This window comes from Streptomyces sp. NPDC056061 (assembly GCF_042266885.1).
Classification (GTDB): Bacteria; Actinomycetota; Actinomycetes; order Streptomycetales; family Streptomycetaceae; genus Streptomyces.
Map to the genome: position 1 here is coordinate 1 of NZ_JBHJWQ010000036.1, position 16808 is coordinate 16808.

12 protein-coding genes and 3 pseudogenes are annotated in these 16808 nt (G+C 65.6%); 9 read left to right on the forward strand and 6 right to left on the reverse strand.

Annotation, left to right across the window (positions count from 1 at the left end; genetic code table 11):
- Positions 1-215, reverse strand: a 215-nt coding sequence (locus tag ACFC79_RS33020; protein WP_376247990.1) for a hypothetical protein, incomplete at its 3' end; no start/stop codon positions are given.
- 311 nt (positions 216-526) lie between these two features.
- On the opposite strand from ACFC79_RS33020, the gene ACFC79_RS33025 reads away from it, so the two are divergent.
- From ACFC79_RS33025 to ACFC79_RS33055, 7 genes and pseudogenes are all read left to right on the forward strand, one after another.
- Entirely contained in the window at positions 527-1390 is an 864-nt protein-coding gene (locus ACFC79_RS33025) for an SDR family NAD(P)-dependent oxidoreductase (RefSeq protein WP_376247993.1), read from the forward strand.
- Positions 1390-2112 (forward strand): HAD family hydrolase, encoded by a 723-nt coding sequence (locus ACFC79_RS33030; RefSeq protein ID WP_376247996.1) that lies wholly within the window; start codon positions 1390-1392, stop codon positions 2110-2112. Before ACFC79_RS33025 ends, ACFC79_RS33030 begins: the two co-directional genes overlap by 1 nt.
- The gene (locus tag ACFC79_RS33035) at positions 2109-3563 is read left to right on the forward strand and encodes a flavin-containing monooxygenase (protein WP_376247998.1); all 1455 of its coding nucleotides are present in this window, start codon (positions 2109-2111) and stop codon (positions 3561-3563) included. Before ACFC79_RS33030 ends, ACFC79_RS33035 begins: the two co-directional genes overlap by 4 nt.
- Positions 3564-3607: 44 nt before the next feature.
- Complete coding sequence (locus tag ACFC79_RS33040) at positions 3608-4444, forward strand: alpha/beta fold hydrolase (protein ID WP_376248001.1); 837 nt, start codon at positions 3608-3610, stop codon at positions 4442-4444.
- 213 nt (positions 4445-4657) lie between these two features.
- Positions 4658-6226: an aldehyde dehydrogenase family protein gene (locus ACFC79_RS33045; protein ID WP_376248004.1), complete on the forward strand. Its 1569-nt coding sequence runs from the start codon at positions 4658-4660 to the stop codon at positions 6224-6226.
- A 130-nt stretch (positions 6227-6356) separates the two neighbouring features.
- Entirely contained in the window at positions 6357-7163 is an 807-nt protein-coding gene (locus ACFC79_RS33050) for a class I SAM-dependent methyltransferase (protein WP_376248006.1), read from the forward strand.
- Positions 7164-7571: 408 nt separating this feature from the next.
- A pseudogene (locus ACFC79_RS33055) lies at positions 7572-7743 on the forward strand (IS3 family transposase); the annotation flags it as partial.
- A gap of 490 nt (positions 7744-8233) precedes the next feature.
- On the opposite strand, the gene ACFC79_RS33060 reads toward ACFC79_RS33055, so the two are convergent.
- The 4 genes and pseudogenes from ACFC79_RS33060 to ACFC79_RS33075 all read right to left on the reverse strand — a co-directional run bounded on the left by ACFC79_RS33060 (position 8234) and on the right by ACFC79_RS33075 (position 11609).
- Positions 8234-9586, reverse strand: coding sequence for a cytochrome P450 (locus tag ACFC79_RS33060; RefSeq protein WP_376248104.1), 1353 nt, complete (start codon positions 9584-9586; stop codon positions 8234-8236).
- Positions 9587-9836: 250 nt separating this feature from the next.
- Positions 9837-10310 (reverse strand): transposase, encoded by a 474-nt coding sequence (locus ACFC79_RS33065; protein ID WP_376248009.1) that lies wholly within the window; start codon positions 10308-10310, stop codon positions 9837-9839.
- 22 nt (positions 10311-10332) lie between these two features.
- Positions 10333-11120, reverse strand: a pseudogene (locus tag ACFC79_RS33070) (IS5 family transposase).
- Between the two features lie 68 nt (positions 11121-11188).
- Positions 11189-11609 (reverse strand): annotated as a pseudogene (locus ACFC79_RS33075) (RacP protein).
- 650 nt (positions 11610-12259) lie between these two features.
- On the opposite strand from ACFC79_RS33075, the gene ACFC79_RS33080 reads away from it, so the two are divergent.
- Positions 12260-12472 carry a DDE-type integrase/transposase/recombinase gene (locus tag ACFC79_RS33080; protein WP_376248012.1) on the forward strand — a complete coding sequence of 71 codons (213 nt, stop codon included), beginning with the start codon at positions 12260-12262 and terminating at the stop codon, positions 12470-12472.
- A gap of 568 nt (positions 12473-13040) precedes the next feature.
- On the opposite strand, the gene ACFC79_RS33085 is transcribed toward ACFC79_RS33080, so the two are convergent.
- Entirely contained in the window at positions 13041-13457 is a 417-nt protein-coding gene (locus ACFC79_RS33085) for a hypothetical protein (RefSeq protein ID WP_376248015.1), read from the reverse strand.
- Between ACFC79_RS33085 and ACFC79_RS33090 the strand changes: the two genes are divergently transcribed.
- Positions 13420-16808 (forward strand): collagen binding domain-containing protein (locus ACFC79_RS33090; RefSeq protein WP_376248017.1); only part of this gene is annotated, 3389 nt, incomplete at its 3' end. The genes ACFC79_RS33085 and ACFC79_RS33090 overlap by 38 nt on opposite strands.

Consider the following 16808-nt stretch of genomic DNA (forward strand, 5'->3'; position numbering starts at 1 on the left):
CAGCGGGTGAGGAAACAGGAACCACCTACGACCGCCACTTGACAGCGGCGGCCCGGTGGGAATCTCCCGCCTTCAGGCGGGATGAGCGTCAATACAACCATGAGCACCAGCACTCCGGGATCGGCCTGCACACCCCCCTCCTCGGTCCACTTCGGCACCGCCCACGAGGTGAGGACCAGCGGGCTGTCGCCCTCGCCGAGGCTTACGAACGCCACCCGGAACGCTGTGTCCAACGGTCGAAACCACCCGAGACAGCCGGCCAGGTCTGGATCAACGCCCCACCAAAAAGGTACAACTAGTACCAAATGGCTCATAACGCAATAAACATCTTATTTGACTTGACAGCCGCCATTCGGGCCATAAAGATCGTCAAGGGCATGCCAAATCCCTTTGCGGAGCCGACGTCCCGTGCCGGTCCCGTCTTCGATCGATGACCGGGTCGAGTCACAACCGCCTGCGGGCCGAGAAGACGGTGGCTGCCCGGGACCTGACCACCCGTTGCCAAGGTTCGACTGAAGGAGCGGAGATGACATCCCGGCAGAACAAGACCCTGCGTGAGCGCCTGACCGGCGCGGCCTGCCTCGTCACCGGGGGTGCCCAAGGCATCGGCTGGGCCGTGGCACGCCTCCTGGCCGAGCATGGTGCGATTGTCCACGTCTGTGACATATCGAGGAGTGACATCGATGCCGTGCGCTCCACGACATCGTCCGGATCCTTCCACTTCGAGCAGGTGGACGTAACCGACCGGCACGCCTTGGAGGCGTGGATATCCGCCTCGCACAGCCACCATGGGCGTGTTGACGTACTCGTAAACAATGCGGCGTACAGCCGCTGGGTAGACGACGCCGACATGAGTGATGACGACATCGAACGCACCATGCGGACCAGCTTTGACGCTATGGTCCACTCGACCCGCGCGGTGGTCCCTTTGATGCTTGCCGGCGGAGGCGGGCAGATCATCACGATGGGATCGCTGGCAGGGAGCGTCTACGTCCGCGGCCCCGCTGCAGCGTACGCCGCGGCCAAGGCAGCGGCGGAGGCGTACAGCCAGATACTGCGCCTGGAACTCGCCTCTACCCCCGTCGATGTGACACTAGTGCGCCCCGGAGCGGTGGCTGGTACGAATTTCTTCCGTCACGTGTCCTCCCGGAGAATGTCGCGGCTCAGCGACATCTTCCCGGCGGCGACACCGGAGCAGGTCGCACGGAGTATCGCCAAGTCCCTGGTTCGACCACGTCCTGTGGTGAACGTCCCCGCCTACGTGCCGTACGTCGCGGCCTTTCACGCGCTCGCGCCGGAAAAGCTGAGGCGGCTCGCCCAGCTCAGCGGTGAGTCGAGGCGTGACTATTCGATGGTGAGGGACCACCGCACCGGGAGACGGGAACTCTGATGAAGATCGCACTACTGGATATGGACGGCACACTCATACCCACCGCGCTGGGGATGGCCATGCTCGGATCCCAACATGCCAAGAAGCTCATAAACCCCGTGGCGATGAAGGATCTCGGACGGCTTTACCAGGATGCCCGGAGCTCCGTCACGGGCATGTACGCGCTTTACGAAAAATATGCTCAGACGCTGGCCGGCCTGCCCGAGTCGGCGATACAGGAGCTGGCGGAGGAGGTGTGGCAGCGCGAGAAAGTATCCGTCTACCCCCATACGAAGCCACTGATCGACACACTCCATCTGGCCGGGTATCGCACGCTTCTCGTCTCCGGGAGTCCGGACGAGATCGTGCGTCTGGTTGCCCGGGACCTCGGCGTCCATGCCGGGAGCGGAACTCGACTCGTCCGCGCCGAGGGCCAGTACACCGGCCATATCGAACTGGCTCCTGCGCTGCCTGGAGGGAAAAGGGCTGTACTGGAGGAGGCGGTGCAGCCTAGGACAGTGGACTGGAGTGTCGCGTACGCGCTGGGAAACTCCTGGCCGGACATCGAGGTGCTGAACCGCGCCGGATTGTCGCTGCTGTTCGAGCCGCACCCGCATATTCGTGAGGCCGCTCGGTGGTTCAGAATCCGGCAGGCGACTCGTCAAACCGTGCTGGAGCAGACTCGGGAGCTGCTGTCGACATCACCGACCGCGTCAGCCCGCGACGGCGGAGGGCGAAAGTGACGAGAGGTCGGCGAAAAGCTCGGATTGCGATCATCGGCGCCGGGGTCTCCGGGATCTGCCTCGCGGTCAAGCTTAAGCAGGCCGGAATCGACGACTTTGTCGTATACGACAGAGGAAAGACCGTGGGGGGAGTGTGGCGAGAAAACGTCTATCCGGGTGTCTCATGTGACGTCCCCAGCAGGATCTACTCCTTCTCGTTCGCGCCGAACCCTGACTGGGATTCCTATTTTGCCCGAGGAGGTGAGATCCTCTCATATCTCAATAGGGTGGTGGAAATGTACGGAATCGGTCCTCATCTGAGACTGGGGGAAGAGGCGGTAGAGGCCCGGTTCACCGCAGGAGAGTGGAGAGTGCTGACGTCCCGGGGGGCGGAGTCACATTGGGACTTCCTGATATGTGCCACAGGGCTGCTCGTCCAGCCAGCCCTCCCCGAGTTGGAGGGGAGGAGCGCCTTCCGGGGGGTCATGATGCACTCCGCTCATTGGGAAAGCGGCGTGGACACACGAGGAAAGCGCGTCGCGATCATCGGCACGGGAGCGACGGGAACGCAGATGACCTGCGCACTCGCCGCGGAGACCGAGCACCTCTATCTGTTCCAGCGCACCGCGCAGTGGGTCTTCCCGAAGCCCGCGCAACGGTACTCCGCGATCGCGAAGAGACTTCATCGCGTGGTGCCGGGCTTTAGCCGGCTCGCAGATCGTTTCTGGCGGGTGGTCTTCCAGGGCACGATAAGCGCGGCAGTGGTCAGAGCGGGGTGGCAGCGGAGACTGATCGCGGGGGTCTGCCGACTGTCCCTCAGACGGGTCCGTTCCAAGGAGCTGCGGCGACTTCTCACACCTCCGGACAACCCAATGTGTAAGCGGTTGGTGGCGGCTTCCGGGTTCTACCGGGTCGTGCAACAGGACAACGTCACAGTAATCGGTGAGGAGATCGATAGGATCACGGAACGGGGGATCTTGACTCGTGACGGTGTGGAAAGGGATACAGATGTTATCGTTTTCGCCACGGGGTTCCGTGCAGATACCTTCATGCGCTCGATGAAAATAGTCGGCAAATCAGGAAGAACACTTGAAGATTCCTGGTTCTACGGCCCCAAGGCCTATCAGACAGTCGCACTGCCGGGCTTCCCAAATTTCTTCATGCTTGTCGGCCCGAACAGTCCGTTCTCAAGCGAGTCGGTCATGCGCATCGCCGAGACGCAGTCAGATTACGTCCTTCGCTGGATCGAACTCTTTAAATCCGGTGTCGTTGCGGAGATGTCCCCCACCCAGGAAGCCACGGATAAATTCAACAAACTTCTGCGAAGTGGCATGCCGGGTACGGCCTTCTCGTCCGGGTGCACATCCTGGTACCACGATTCCCAGGGGGGGTTGATGGTCTGGCCCTGGACGGTGAGAGCACATCATAAAATGCTTTCACGGATTCAGTTTTCACACTTCGACATCCGATAATGTGGCGAATCCGGCCAATCCAGGTCAGGAAGCGGGCGTGGCTCATGACTCCGAAACCTTCCCTGCTTTTCGTTCATGGACTGGGTGCCGACGGGACATGCTGGGGTAAAGTCCGCAGCCTCCTTTCCCGGTACGAGTCATACGCCTATGACCAACGTGGACACGGGAAAACCCCATTGGGAAACGAGGAGCTCACACTCGATCGGCTCGCGGGAGATCTCGGTGCCGTCGTCCGGAGTTCCCCCGTGCCGGGTCCTGTCGTTCTCGTCGGACACTCGGCCGGAGGTGCCGCCATCCTCAGACTTGCCGCTCTTGAGCCGACGCTGTTCGGTTCGGAGTCGGAGATCGTCGGCGTGGCCCTGGTCAGTGCATCCTGCCTGGATCTCCGCTGCTCGGTGAGCGGGTATCCAGGACGCCTCCTGGAACGGTCTCTGCTTTCTCTGCCCAGCATCGCTGTGAGGAATGAGCGCCGCGGATGTTTTGGCCGATTGATGGCACGCGGTGCGATGAAGGCAATAAGGGTGATCAGTACTTGGCGGTGGCCCCTCTACGGGGCTAACGCTTCCAGGGGTGATCGATACAAGTTCTCGACCATGCTTTCGAGCACTCCGCCGTACACGCTGAGCGTCATGCTCGGGCTGCTCTCCAGGTTTTCGCTGCCGGATCTCACCGCCATGAGGAGGGTTCCGGTCCTGATAGCATCCGGGGAGGGTGACAGAATAGCTTCGCGTAAATATATGAGGCTACTGTCCGAAGGGCTCCCGTCTGCCCGGTTGGCCGTGATCCCTCGCGCCGGCCATCTCCTTCCTCTCGAATGCCCGGAAGAATTGAGCGGAGAGATCCAGAAATTCCTGGAGACGTTTTGCGAGGAGAGACAATGATACTGCTCCCCGTGCGAATTCTGGCCAAGAAGGGGTATTTGGGAAAACGGGTGTACGCTCGGGAGGCGGCCTGTCGTGGATAGGATTGTTCCGGGCACGGCAGTCATGGACGAGGCCGTGTACGTACTGCGGCGACACGCCCCTTCATGGGCTGCCACTCCGCTCGAGGAACGCATCGCCCTGCTTGAACGACTCGTACCGAGGATCCTCAGTGTGGCCTCGGACATGGTCGCAGTGGCAGCCCGCGCGAAGGGCTACGCCCCGGACTCCCCGTGGGCGGCCGAGGACTGGGCCGGCGGCCCTTGGGCCCTGCTCCAGGGCGTCAATGCCCGCCTTGAGGTGCTGCGTCGTATAGCAAAGGGAAGGGACCCCGTGGAGTCCCACGCGGTGCGCATCCGTGACGGACGCATCGCGGTAGACGTCTTCCCTGCCACGGGGTGGGACCGAATCCTGCTCAACGGGCACCGTGCCGAGGTGCAGATGCAGGAGGGCGCCACGCCCGAGAGTGTCCGGGCTGGTGCGGCAAAGGAATACCGTGGCGATGCGAGCCCACCTGGCGTCGCATTGGTGCTGGGAGGCGGCAATGTCGCCTCCATCACCGCGCTCGACGTTCTCCACAAGCTCTACACCGATGGTCAGGTCGCCGTGGCGAAGACACACCCGGTCAACGCCTACCTTCGGCCCCACCTCGAGCAGATCTTCGGCGAGTTCGTCGAGCGCGACTGGCTGCGGTTCGTCGACGGAGGCGAGGCGGAGGGCGCGTACCTCACCACACATCCGGGTGTGGACTCCATTCACGTGACAGGAAGCGACCGCACTCACGACGCCATTGTGTGGGGCACCGACGGTTTGGCCGGGCAGCGGCGCCGCGAAGACACTCCCTTGGTCACCAAACCTTTCACCAGCGAACTGGGCGGAGTCAGCCCCGTCATCGTCGTACCCGGAAACTGGAGTGAAGCAGACTTCCGTTTCCAGGCCGAGCACATTGTCACCAGCAAGATGAACAACTCGGGCCACAACTGCGTCGCCAGTCAGGTTCTCATCGTGCCGTCCGGCTGGACCGGATCCCAGCGGCTGCTGGACGAGATCCGCCTTCTCGCACGTGCGCTTCCAGCGCGCGCCGGCTACTACCCCGGAATCGAGAATCGGCTGGCCGACGTCCTGGCCCGCCACCCGGAGGCCGAGATCCTCGGTGGCGCGGGCCTCGTCCTGGTACCGGAACTACACGACCACAACGATCCACTCATCACAGCCGAGACCTTCGCCAGCGCCTTGGGCGTGGTCAAGCTTCCCGGCGACAGTCCGCGCGAGTTCCTCCACCGCGCGATCGACTTCGCCAACCACGTCCTGCCCGGAACGCTGGGCGCCACAGTCCTCGTCCACCCACGGACGCAAAAGGCGGCATCTCCCGCCGTCCGGGACGCCGTCGCCGCGCTGCGCTACGGGACTCTGGGCGTCAACTGCTGGCCAGGGGTGGGGTTCCTGCTCGGCTACACCCCCTGGGGCGCCTACCCCGGTCACACCCGCCAGGCAGTCGGCAGCGGCACCGGATTCGTACACAACGCCTTCATGTTGAGAGAGATTGAGAAGACCGTGCTCCGCGCACCCTTCGCACCGGCCCCACGTGGCCTTTTCGCCGGTTCTCCGTCGCTCTCACCACGGCCACCGTACTTTGCCACGAGTCGCACCGGTCGCACGACTCTTGAACGACTCACCCACTTCGTCGCCGAACCGCAGGCCAGGAGCTTGACGACTCTCATCTTCTCCGCGCTCGGAAGCTGACGCAACGCCGAGCACTTCCTCGCCTTCAACAGCATCGCCTGCCCCCTCATCCGCTACCGCAGACTCACCAAATCAGATGACTTCTGCATTGCCACACCCAACTGCCGCGATACGCGAGGAGCACAGAACGATGACCAGCAACCAGCCGCGAAACCCCGCGTACGGGTACAACGAGAGTTCGATCGGCCACCAGGTGCACAGCGAACTCGAGAGGCTTCGCCGCCTGGAGGGCGCGCTGGATCCCGAGACCATTGGCCTGCTCTCCGACTGCACGGTGCAGCCGAACTGGCGCTGTCTGGAGCTGGGGGCAGGCGCCGGGTCGATCGCGTACTGGCTCGCCGGGATGTGCCCTGAGGGGCGCACCACCGCCGTCGACCTGGACACCCGCTTCCTCGACCAGGGGACCTTCCGCAACCTCACGATCAGCGAGCAGGACGTCTTCGAGTGCGACTTCGCTCCGCAGTCCTTCGACCTGATCCACACACGTGCGCTGCTGGTTCACCTCCCTCAGCGGGAGGAGATGTATCGGCGCGCTGCTCAGTGGCTCGCTCCTGGTGGATGGCTCGTGACCGAGGAACCCGTGATCATCGATGATCGGGAGTCGCCCTACCCAGAGTTCAGCAAAATGACCCGAGCCGTCAGAACTCTCTGGGGAAGGCACGGCGCGGATTTGCGGTGGTCGAGGTTCCTGCCCGGTCTGGCCCTGCGGAACGGCCTGGCCGACCTGTCCGTCTCCGCCCGGATAATGCAGTGCGGGCAGGGGGGTGCGGGTGACCGCCACTGGACGTTTATGATCAACCAGATGCGCGCTCCTCTGATATCCGCAGGACTCCTCTCGCAGGAAGAGTGGCAGGCGGGCATCGACTCCTTCAACGATCCCGCCTTCATAGACCTCAGTCTGGTCATGATCTCTGTCCGGGCGCGTTGCCCTTTCTGACGGCATGCCACGTGAGGCAGGCCGGATCGGCCTCACCATCGCAGACGGCATTCACGATCCGGAGTCAAGCCCCACCGGGGCGCTGCCGACACGGGCGGGCAGTTGCTCGGGTTGCACCTCCAGCGGCCGCACAGCGGACAAGCGTCCTCAGGCATCGTCGGCAGGTGGAAGGGCACGACCGAACGGCGCCGATAGCCGGGCGCCATCTCCTGAAGCATGCAGCGTGCCCGCAGGCCGTCCGGGATCCGGGCATCGGCCTCGTCGCCAGGGGCTCGCTGGGCTGATGGTGTGCGGCGGCAGAGCAGGCTCTGGGACGCGACCGGCAACACCGACCGCAGGTGCACTCGGGATTGACTACGGCCTCTGCCGTACGGGCCATGGCTATCGAGGTCAAGGGGCATCTCCTTCTACGGCTTCCCGCGCGTCACCGCCGAGTTGAAGGACGCCGGATTCCGGCAATCACAAGCGCGTCGCACGCGTGATGCGCCGGAGCGGTCCGCAGAGCATGCACCCGCGCAAGAAGGTCCGCACCGCTGTTCCCGAGCAGCCCGCGGCCCCGGTGCCCGACCTGCTGCAGCGATGCCTCTTCCCTGCCACGAGGTTCCCACTACGCAGGCGATCTCGGCGGATGTGGCCGTGGGCGGAGGGGCTGACCGTCGCCTGGACGGCGCCGGTCATCGACGGCTTCTACAACAGTCGGCGCATCCAGAGACGCCTCGGCTACCTCAGCCCCGTCGAGTTCGAAGAGAAGCACTACGCCGAGCAGGCAGCGATCGAACGAGCGGACCTGAAACCCCATCAACCCGCTCTGACCAGCTGATCAGCCCCTCCCGAGCAGCGGGGGAACCTCAGTTACCGGTATTGGCCCGAGGCTGGCTGGGTGTCCGAGGACGCTGAGCAGGCTGCGGAGCGCGCGTGCGAGGGGTGTGGGAGTCGGCTGAGACCGAGTGCTCCGCCTCGGGCGAGGTTCTGCCGTTGTGATCTCAGGATTTCCGGTCTGACTCTCGATCGAGAGGCGGGCTGCGAGCGCAGCTTGCGGGCCCGTTGTAGGTGGAAGCGGGCTGGATCGGTCAGGGGGTCCTTCGCTTCATGATCATTCTGAGGTCCCGCGGCCTGAGCGTCAGACGCGCCCGGGGTTCCGGCTGGTTTCCGGGCGCGGCCTTCCAGTGCCATCGGTTGGTGACGGTGGCGATGGTGAGGACGGCCTCGGTGTAGGCGAAGCGGTCGCCGATGCACTTTCGGGTGCCGATACCGAACGGGACGTAGGCGTCGCGTTGGCTGGTGCTCGTTCGGTTCGGTTCCCAGCGGTCGGGGTCGAACCGTTCGGGATCGGGATGGGCGCTGGGCTTGTAGTGGAGGAAGTGGTTGTTGAAGGCGATCTGGGTTCCCGCGGGAATCGCGTGGCCCGCGAGCCGCGTGTCCTGCGTCGTGACCCTCGTCATGAACCATTGCGGGGGACGGAGGCGCAGTGTTTCGTCCAGCACCTGCTGGGTGTAGGGGAGCTGGTCGATGTCCTGGTACGTGGCGGGGCGTCCGGCCAGGACCGCGTCCACCTCGTGCTGGAGACGGGTGTGGATCTGGGGGTGGCGGGAGAGGAGGTCGAACGTCCAGCTCAGGGTGCCGGCGGTGGTCTCGATGCCAGCGGCGAAGAAGGTGATGACCTGGTTTGCGACTTCGGCGTCGGACAGTCCTTGCCCGTCGGTTTCTCGGTCGCGGGCGGCAAGGAGCAGGGACAGCATGTCGCTGCCTGGGGTGGCTTCGGCGTGCTTGTCCTGGATGAGTGTGTGCAGGGTGCGGTGAAGGCTTTTTGTGGCTGCGTGGTAGCTGCGGTTGCCGGGAAGGGGGAGCCGGTTGAATGCGGGTGGCGATATCGACCGCCGGAACACTCCGTTGAGGATGGTGTCCAGGTCGGCGGTGGCCCGGGTGAGGCTCGCCTCGTCGAGCGAGCTTCCGAGGACCGCGCTGATCAGTACGCCGGAGGTGAGCTTGGCCATCTCGGCGCTCACGTCGATGGCTTGGCCGTCCTGCCAGGAGTCGCTGACAGCGAGGATTCGGGCTGTCATTTCCGCGGCGTAGTCCGGTAGGCGGGCCGGGTGGAAGGCCGGCTGGACCAGGCGCCGCTGCCTTTTGTGGTGGCTGTATGGGCACGTGAGCAGGTTGTTGTCCGCGACGTCGTTGAGCCGTTCGAAGAAGATTCCGCCTTTGTCGAAGAGTCGGCTGTCGAAGATGACCTGGCGGGTCAGCTCGGGGGTGCACACCATGACGGCCGCATGGGGCCGATGCGGATGCGTACGACGTCGCCGTGGGCGGGGAGTGAGCGCAGGAAGCTCAAGGGGTCCCGCAGGATTTGGATGCCGTGACCGAAAATCGGAAGGGAGCCGGGGGCCTGAGCGATGGCGTCCATGGGGTGGCGTTCCTTTCAGTGAAGGGGTGGGCTGGGTACTCCTGGTTCCCCCGCTGGGCGGGAGTGGGTGACTGGCTGGTCAGGGTGGGTTGACGTGGTTTCAGGTTCACTTGTCTGGTCGGCGTAGTGCTTCACCTCGTACTCGATCGGGCCGAGGTGGCCGAGCCTGCGGCGGGGGTTGTAGAAGCCGGGGTGAGCCGTGGATTCCGCCGGACTCGTCGTGGACCTGCCGGATCCTGCCCGTCAGCTCGGCGTCCCGGCGGCGCCGTTCACACGGCTCGGTCTCGGCCTGGCGCCACCGGCAGTAGGTGGAGGAGGGGATGTTCAGTTCCCGGAGTACGGGCTCGACCCCCAGGTGCGGGTGCACATCGACGCGCGCGGTCACCCGGGCCGGGTCGGGTCGAGCTGGGCCGCGAAAAGGCCGAGGCCGTCCGCAGGACCTCGTTCGCACGCTTGAGCTGGGCATTCTCCTTCCGCAGAGCGGCCAGCTCCTCACGCTCGGCGGTGGTGAGGATGTCGCCTCGCTCGCCGGTATCGGCCTCGGCCTGACGGATCCAGTTGCGCAGAGCCTCATGGTGCACGCCGAGCTCCTCGGCCATACGGCGGATCACAGGCTTCGGCTCGGAAACGCGGTACATCCGCACCGCACGCTCACGCAACTCCAGCGGGTACTTCCTCGGCGCAGGCATCGTCAGAGCTCCTCTCGTGAGTCCTATCTGACCTGTTGTCACCTCTCCCCGCATCTCGAGGGAACCTCAGGTGCCGTCAGTTGCTGGCCGACGCGGATTTCCTCGGCCAGCTGGGAGTGGCCCCTTTCCGTGCGAGGCGCCTGGTCATGAGGGTGATGGCCGCCCAGGTGATCAGGGTCTCGGAGTGCTGGACGAGCCGTTCGTAGTCCCTTGCGTGGCGGCGTGCGTGCATCATCCACGCAAGACTGCGTTCGACGACCCAGCGGCGGGGCAGCACGACGAAACCGGATGCGTCTTTGGGGCGTCCGACAGGCTTGATTGTGAGGTTGAGGTGCTGTCTCGCCCAGTCGACGAGCTTTCCGGCGTAGGCGGTGCCGGCCCACACGATTGTGATCTCGGGGCGCATCAGGCGGAGACGGAAGAGGACCTCCTTCGCGGCTGCGGCGTCGTGAAGGTCGGCGGGTGTGACCATGACCATGAGGGCAGGCCGCGGGTGGCTCTGGAGACGGTCTCGGCCGCTTTCACGCTCTGGGAGTCGATCACGGTGGCGACCGCTCGGGGGCCTTTGCCCATGTCACGGCGGATCCGGCTGGCGAGATGATCGCGGATCTGGCCGACGATCCCGGCCGCTGCCCAGCGGGCCGTGAACCCCCAGATCGTGTGCCAGGGAGGAAAGTCCGCAGGTAGGGCCCGCCATTTGCAGCCGGTGTCCACGACATATCGGATCGCGTCGACGATCTCTCGCCGGGGATGTTTCTCCGGTCGGCCACCACGGCTGGTCTCGCAGGCGGGCTCCGGCAACAGCGGTTCGAGCAGGACCCATTCTGCGTTCGTGGTGTCGGAGGGACAGCGACGCCGGCGCATGACGGCTTCGCTTCCCTGCAAGGCGGGCGGGGCGCCCGGCCTTCGAGTCGGGCGCCCCTCGGTGGTGGTCAGGCCGAGACGACGAGGTCGAGGGTGGATTCGATGGAGTTGAGCTGGGCGATGATGTGCTTGACCCACTTGTCGCCCGGGTGGGCGGCGGCGTGTGGGGCGACGGTGCCGGTGATGAACCGGCGGAACTCGGTCAGCTTCTCGGTGAGTACGGCCCGTTCGTATGCCTCCAGCGCGGCCCGTTCGGCGCCCAGCTGGTGGCCGTCGGCCCCTGGTCCAGATCAGCGGTGGCCAGCCGTTTTCGGCGATGATGTCGCGCAGGGCGGCCGGCCCCGACCTGACCTGGCTGGGGGACAGCCCGCTCGCGCGGGTCAGCTGAGGGAACAGCAGCCCGGCGGGTCTGGCCTCGAACAACACGAACCGCAGGGTGTCCGCATGCCGGCGGGCGGCCTCGCCCCGGCGCCGTGAGGCGCGGGGCACGGCTACTCGCCCCGCAGCATGCGGGGCGAGCTCGTCGATGCCCACCAAAGCCGGGCGCCTGAGTGCCGCACCCGGGACAGGGCGCGGGTTCGCGGCGTGCGGCCGCGTTCCCGATCCGGTGCTGCCGGAACCGAGGCCGGCGGGACTGCGCGGCAGCGAAGCGGCGCAGTCCGGCGTCCTGGGACCGCCGCCGCTGCTTACGCAGTTCCTCCTTCTTCGCCGCCTTCGGCTTCGGCATCCGGGGCTGCTTCCAGACCGGCTGCCGCTCCAGGAGCTCATCGGGCTCGAGCTCCTGGTCCTCATTGAGCGCGGCGGGCATCTTCTCGGCGGCTGCGCGGGCGAGGACGTCGTCAGGGCTGGGCTGTTCTTGCAGGGTGCTCACGCAACTCCTCCTGCGGTCCGGCCCGGTGTGTGCTGGGTGCCGGACCGTAGCCCGACCCGGCGACGGCCCCGTCGCCGGGTCGGGCTACGGTCGTCGGGAGCCCAGTCGATCCGCACGACTCCCCGCCTGGACGCGGGAAACTACTGGTGTTCGCAGCGGACCATGTACCGGATCCTGTCCGCTGCTGGGCAGAACGGCGAACACCGCCGACAGGTCACCCACCCTCCCAGAACGATCCTCGAACTGGTCGCGCACGGGCCCTCTCAGGTTGTTCACCTGGGACATCACCCGGCTGCCCGGTCCGGCCAAAGGCATTTGGTTCCACGCCTACGTGATCATCGACGTCTTCAGCCGCTGCATCGTTGGTCACACGGTCGAACGCGCCGAAACCGCCGAGCAGGCCGAGGAGTTGATGCGCGAGACCATCGAACGCGACGGCGTCGTGCCCAACACCGTCCACGTGGCCGTGGTACCTCCATGACCAGTAAGAAGGTCTCCCAGGCTGCTGGCCGGCCTCGGTGTTCCGGGAGACGTTCCCGCCCCAGGGTGAGCGACGAGAACCCGTTCAGCGAAGGTCCGCAGACGGCGGGCCCCGGGCGCCCGTCACCGGAGCGCGACGGGCCGAGGCTGGGACCCGCTGGTGAACGCGTCGTCACGAGCAGGATCGTGGGTCCATACGGGTGATATTTCTATATTTTCCTACATAAACGCTACGAGCGTGCTCTAGCTTGCCCGGAGTGCACGCCAGATCACTCTGGGCGGGCCCTCGTTTTGGAGGCAGGGTCCACTCCTGTGGTTGTGCTCTGGTCGAGGGCCAGGGGTGACCGAAGGGGAGAGAGGTCCTTGATGCGAATAGCCACGCGTACCTCCGGGCGACGTCTTTGGACGATGTCGCGTGAAAGGGGGTGGGGTTGTCTGCGTATGGTGCTGAGGCCGGTGCTCGCGTTGCTACTGGCTGTGCCGGTTCTCTTGGTCCATACGCCTGCCCAGGCCGCCGGTGGCAAGCTGAACGTGTCGGTGGAGGCGGTCCGGGAGACGGTGAAGTCCGGTCAGGGCGCGTCTTTCCGGGTGCAGTGGACGTGTAGCGGCAGTGGTACATGTGATGCCGCGACGATCTCGGTTCCGGTACCGACGGCGCTGGCGTCGTCGGATGCGTTCCCCGATGGTGTTCCTCTGACGGTGACGAGCCAGAGTTCGCTCCAGATCAACGGGGTTGTTGTGCCCGGGGCGGCCACGATCGTCGGTACCGGCCCGGACCGGAAGCTTGTGTGGACCTTCCCGGCGACCGTGGCGACCGGCACCTCCGACACTGTGTCCTTCACGTTCACCCCGCCGAACTCGGTCACGCCCGATGGGGCGAAGATCACCCCGGAGGTGACCTTCGCGGCCACCGGCACGGCGTCAGTCACGGATTCGGCGACCACGACCGTGACCTCAGACGTCTCCCTGAACGTCTCCAAGGTCAAGTTCGACCCCACCAGCGTCCCGTACGTCAATCAGCAGGTGACCTATTCGATCCTGGTGGGCTACGACTCCCAGTTCCCCACCACGGGCGCTCCCACCCAGTATGCCCGCACGATGGCGGATGTCTGCTCCGAGCCCGGAACGCAGGCGCTTGAGAACCTGACCGTGGTCGACACTCTTCCCACCGGGGCGCGGTTCGTGAGCGCCACGCACGGCGGTGTGTACGAAGCGGCGACGAACACCATCACCTGGAGTCTCGGCTCCTCGGTCAAAGACGCCGCGCCCTACGCCTGCGTGCCGTACTCCGGCGACACGAGCTGGACGGGTCTGCCGCTGAAGGCGACCATCGTCTACCCCGATGGAGAGTTCAGCGCCGACCCGGACCCGAGCGCGGTCACGAACTCGGTCGTGGCCACCGCGAACGCGTGGGGCCAGTCCTCCGAGACGCTCTCTTCGGACAGCTCCGCCTCGCACGCCCTGCGCGAGGGTGCTGCCGGTGCGAGTGTCGAGAAGAGGCCCGGCTACGACTGGGCGGTCGGATCGCCCCTCTACCGCACCGTGCACACCCAGAACAACAGCATCTACTCCCTGAGCGGCACCTCGAACGAGCCGACCACGGGCCGGTGGACGTTCACCGACGTGATGCCGTGCGCGCTGACCTCGCCGACCAATGACGACGACATCGACTGCGCCACCCCCGCGTTCGTGGATCTGCAGTTCTCCGCGGACCGGTATCTTCCCGAGTTGCAGGTGAACTGGACGACGAACGCGGGCAGTACAGGATCGTGCACGATCGCCGCGGGCTCGTCGATGAGTGACACCGCCAACCGATACTGCGACGGCACCGACGGCAGCACGCCCACCCCGGTACCCGCGGGTGAGTGGATCACGAAGATCGAGGTGGACACCGAGATCCCTCCGTTCGGTGGTGGCAGTTTCTTCATCCACGGCCGTGCCTCCCAGCATGTGCCGTTCAGCAACGTCGACACGGTGTACAACAACCCGAACCTCGACGTGGACCGCTCCGACGTCCACCCCTGGTATGTCACGGTAGAGAACTGCCCGGTCAAGAACGTGATCACCTTCGAAGGCGGACGCCAGTACCTTCCGTACCAACCACAGACGGCGGACAGCGCCGCCGGTATCTGCGGCTACCGGCAGGTCATGACCAACCCGTTCTCGCTGCGACCGGTCAAGTCGATGTACGATCCCGCGATCCCCGAGGGCTCCCGCCCCACGACCCCCGCGGTGCAGACCGGCGACCAACTCACCGTCGATCTCGCGATGAACCGGGCACAATGGAACGCGGACCGAGCGGTCCTCGACGCGTCGACCTTCACCCCGACCGTGACCGAGTACCTCCCGGCCGCCCTCACCATGGTCGAGGACTCGCTCCAGATCGCGGGAGACGCGACGTTCGCGGCCGCGCTCGGCAAACCGGACGTCGCCGTCAAGACGGTCGACTACCTGGGTGAACAGCGGCAACGGGTCACGGTGACGTTCCCGGACGCCGAGATCACTTCGAACGCGACCCTGGGCCGGACCTCCTACGTGCGGTTCCAGGTTCGCGTCAAGCAGGGTGTCCCCGCGGGTGCCTACGCGAACGACTACCTTCTCACCGGCGCCGAAGGCGGGCGAGGTGTGCCCGACACCTACCTGCAGTGCGGGCTCGGGAAAATGGTCGATGCCGACCTGCGGCCGACCACCGATCGCACCGCCGCCATCGGGTGTCTGGCCTCCGAGAGTTTCAACGTCCTCCCCGTGTCCGGCGTGAACACGAGCAAGACGGTGCAGGGTGTCTACGACGCCGACGCGATCGGCGCCCCCGGTGTTGGAAGCACTGACCTGTCCGGCAAGGCCGAGTACACCGTCCGTGTCGCGAACTCGGGATCGGTGGACATCCGCGACGTGGTCGCCTACGACATGCTGCCGCGGGTCGGTGACTCTCTGATCCTGCCCGGCGCCGAAGGCACCCGGGGTTCGGCGTTCCCGGTGTACCTGACCGGACCGGTCAAGGCGCCCGCAGGCGCGACCCTGCGGTACTCCACCAGTGCCAACCCCTGCCGCGGCGACCTCGCCGGCACCGGTGGCGGTGCCGTGGACAGCGCACCCGCCGGTTGCGAGAACGACTGGGCGGCCACGCCGCCCGGCGGCGACTACGAAGCGGTCACTGCCCTGCGCATCGACTTCGGGTCCCGAGTCTTCGCTCCTGGGGACGCCGAGAACACCGTGCTCGCCGTCAAGGCCGCAGGCCCGAACACGACCACAAGTGCCGGCCTCGACGGCATCGCGTGGAACAACACCGCCGTCGCCGGTGTCGAAGCATCGTCGGGAAGGCCGATCCTGCCGACCGAGGCATCGGCCGTCGGGCTGAAGCTCCTGCCGGACATCGCCTGGCAGAAGACTGACAGCCGCACCGGAGACCTCCTCGCGGGCTCCGAGTGGACCCTCACCCCGGTGCTCGAGGACGGCGAGAAGATACCCGACGGGTGGCCCCGGACGATCACGGACTGCACCGACGCGGGGTGTTCGGATGCCGATCAGGACCCGGCGCCTGGGAAGTTCCGCCTGACCGGTGTCCCATGGGGCAAGTACACGCTCACCGAAACCACGACACCATCCGGATATCTGCCCCTCAAGGACCCGATCGGGGTGAGCGTCGATCCCACTGGCGTCGGCCGCGGCACCTACCTGCTCGACCTGGGGAAGATCAAGAACGATCCGCGTCAGGGCGAGTGGACCCTGTCGAAGACCTCCGACCCGCCGTCCGGCACCACCGTGAGAGCCGGGGACACGATCACCTACACGCTGACCGTGGCCAACGACTCGAAGTACCCGGTCCACGACATCGCGTTGACCGACAATCTGAGCGCCGTCCTCGACGACGCCACCTACAACAGTGACGTCAAGGCCTCGACCGGTACGGCTGAGGTCAAGGACGGCAAGCTCGTCTGGAAGGGCGACCTTCCGGTCGGCGGGAAGGCCACCATCACCTATTCCGTGACTGTCACTGGTGGTGGCGACGGCCGGCTGCACAACGTCGTCACCACCGACGACAAGTCCGGCACCTGCGACACGGAGAAGGGCTGCGAGACCGACCACGTCTACGGCGCCTACACCTTCTCCAAGTCCTCCGACCCGAAGACCGGCTCCACCGTCCAGGTCGGCGACAAGGTCACCTACACGGTCACGGTGAACCAGCACGGCAAGGCCGGCATCAAGGACGCCACCATCACCGACGACCTGTCCAAGGTCCTGGACGACGCCACCTACAACAGTGACGTCAAGGCCTCGACCGGTACGGCTGAGGTCAAGGACGGCAAGCTCGTCTGGAAGGGCGACCTTCCGGTCGG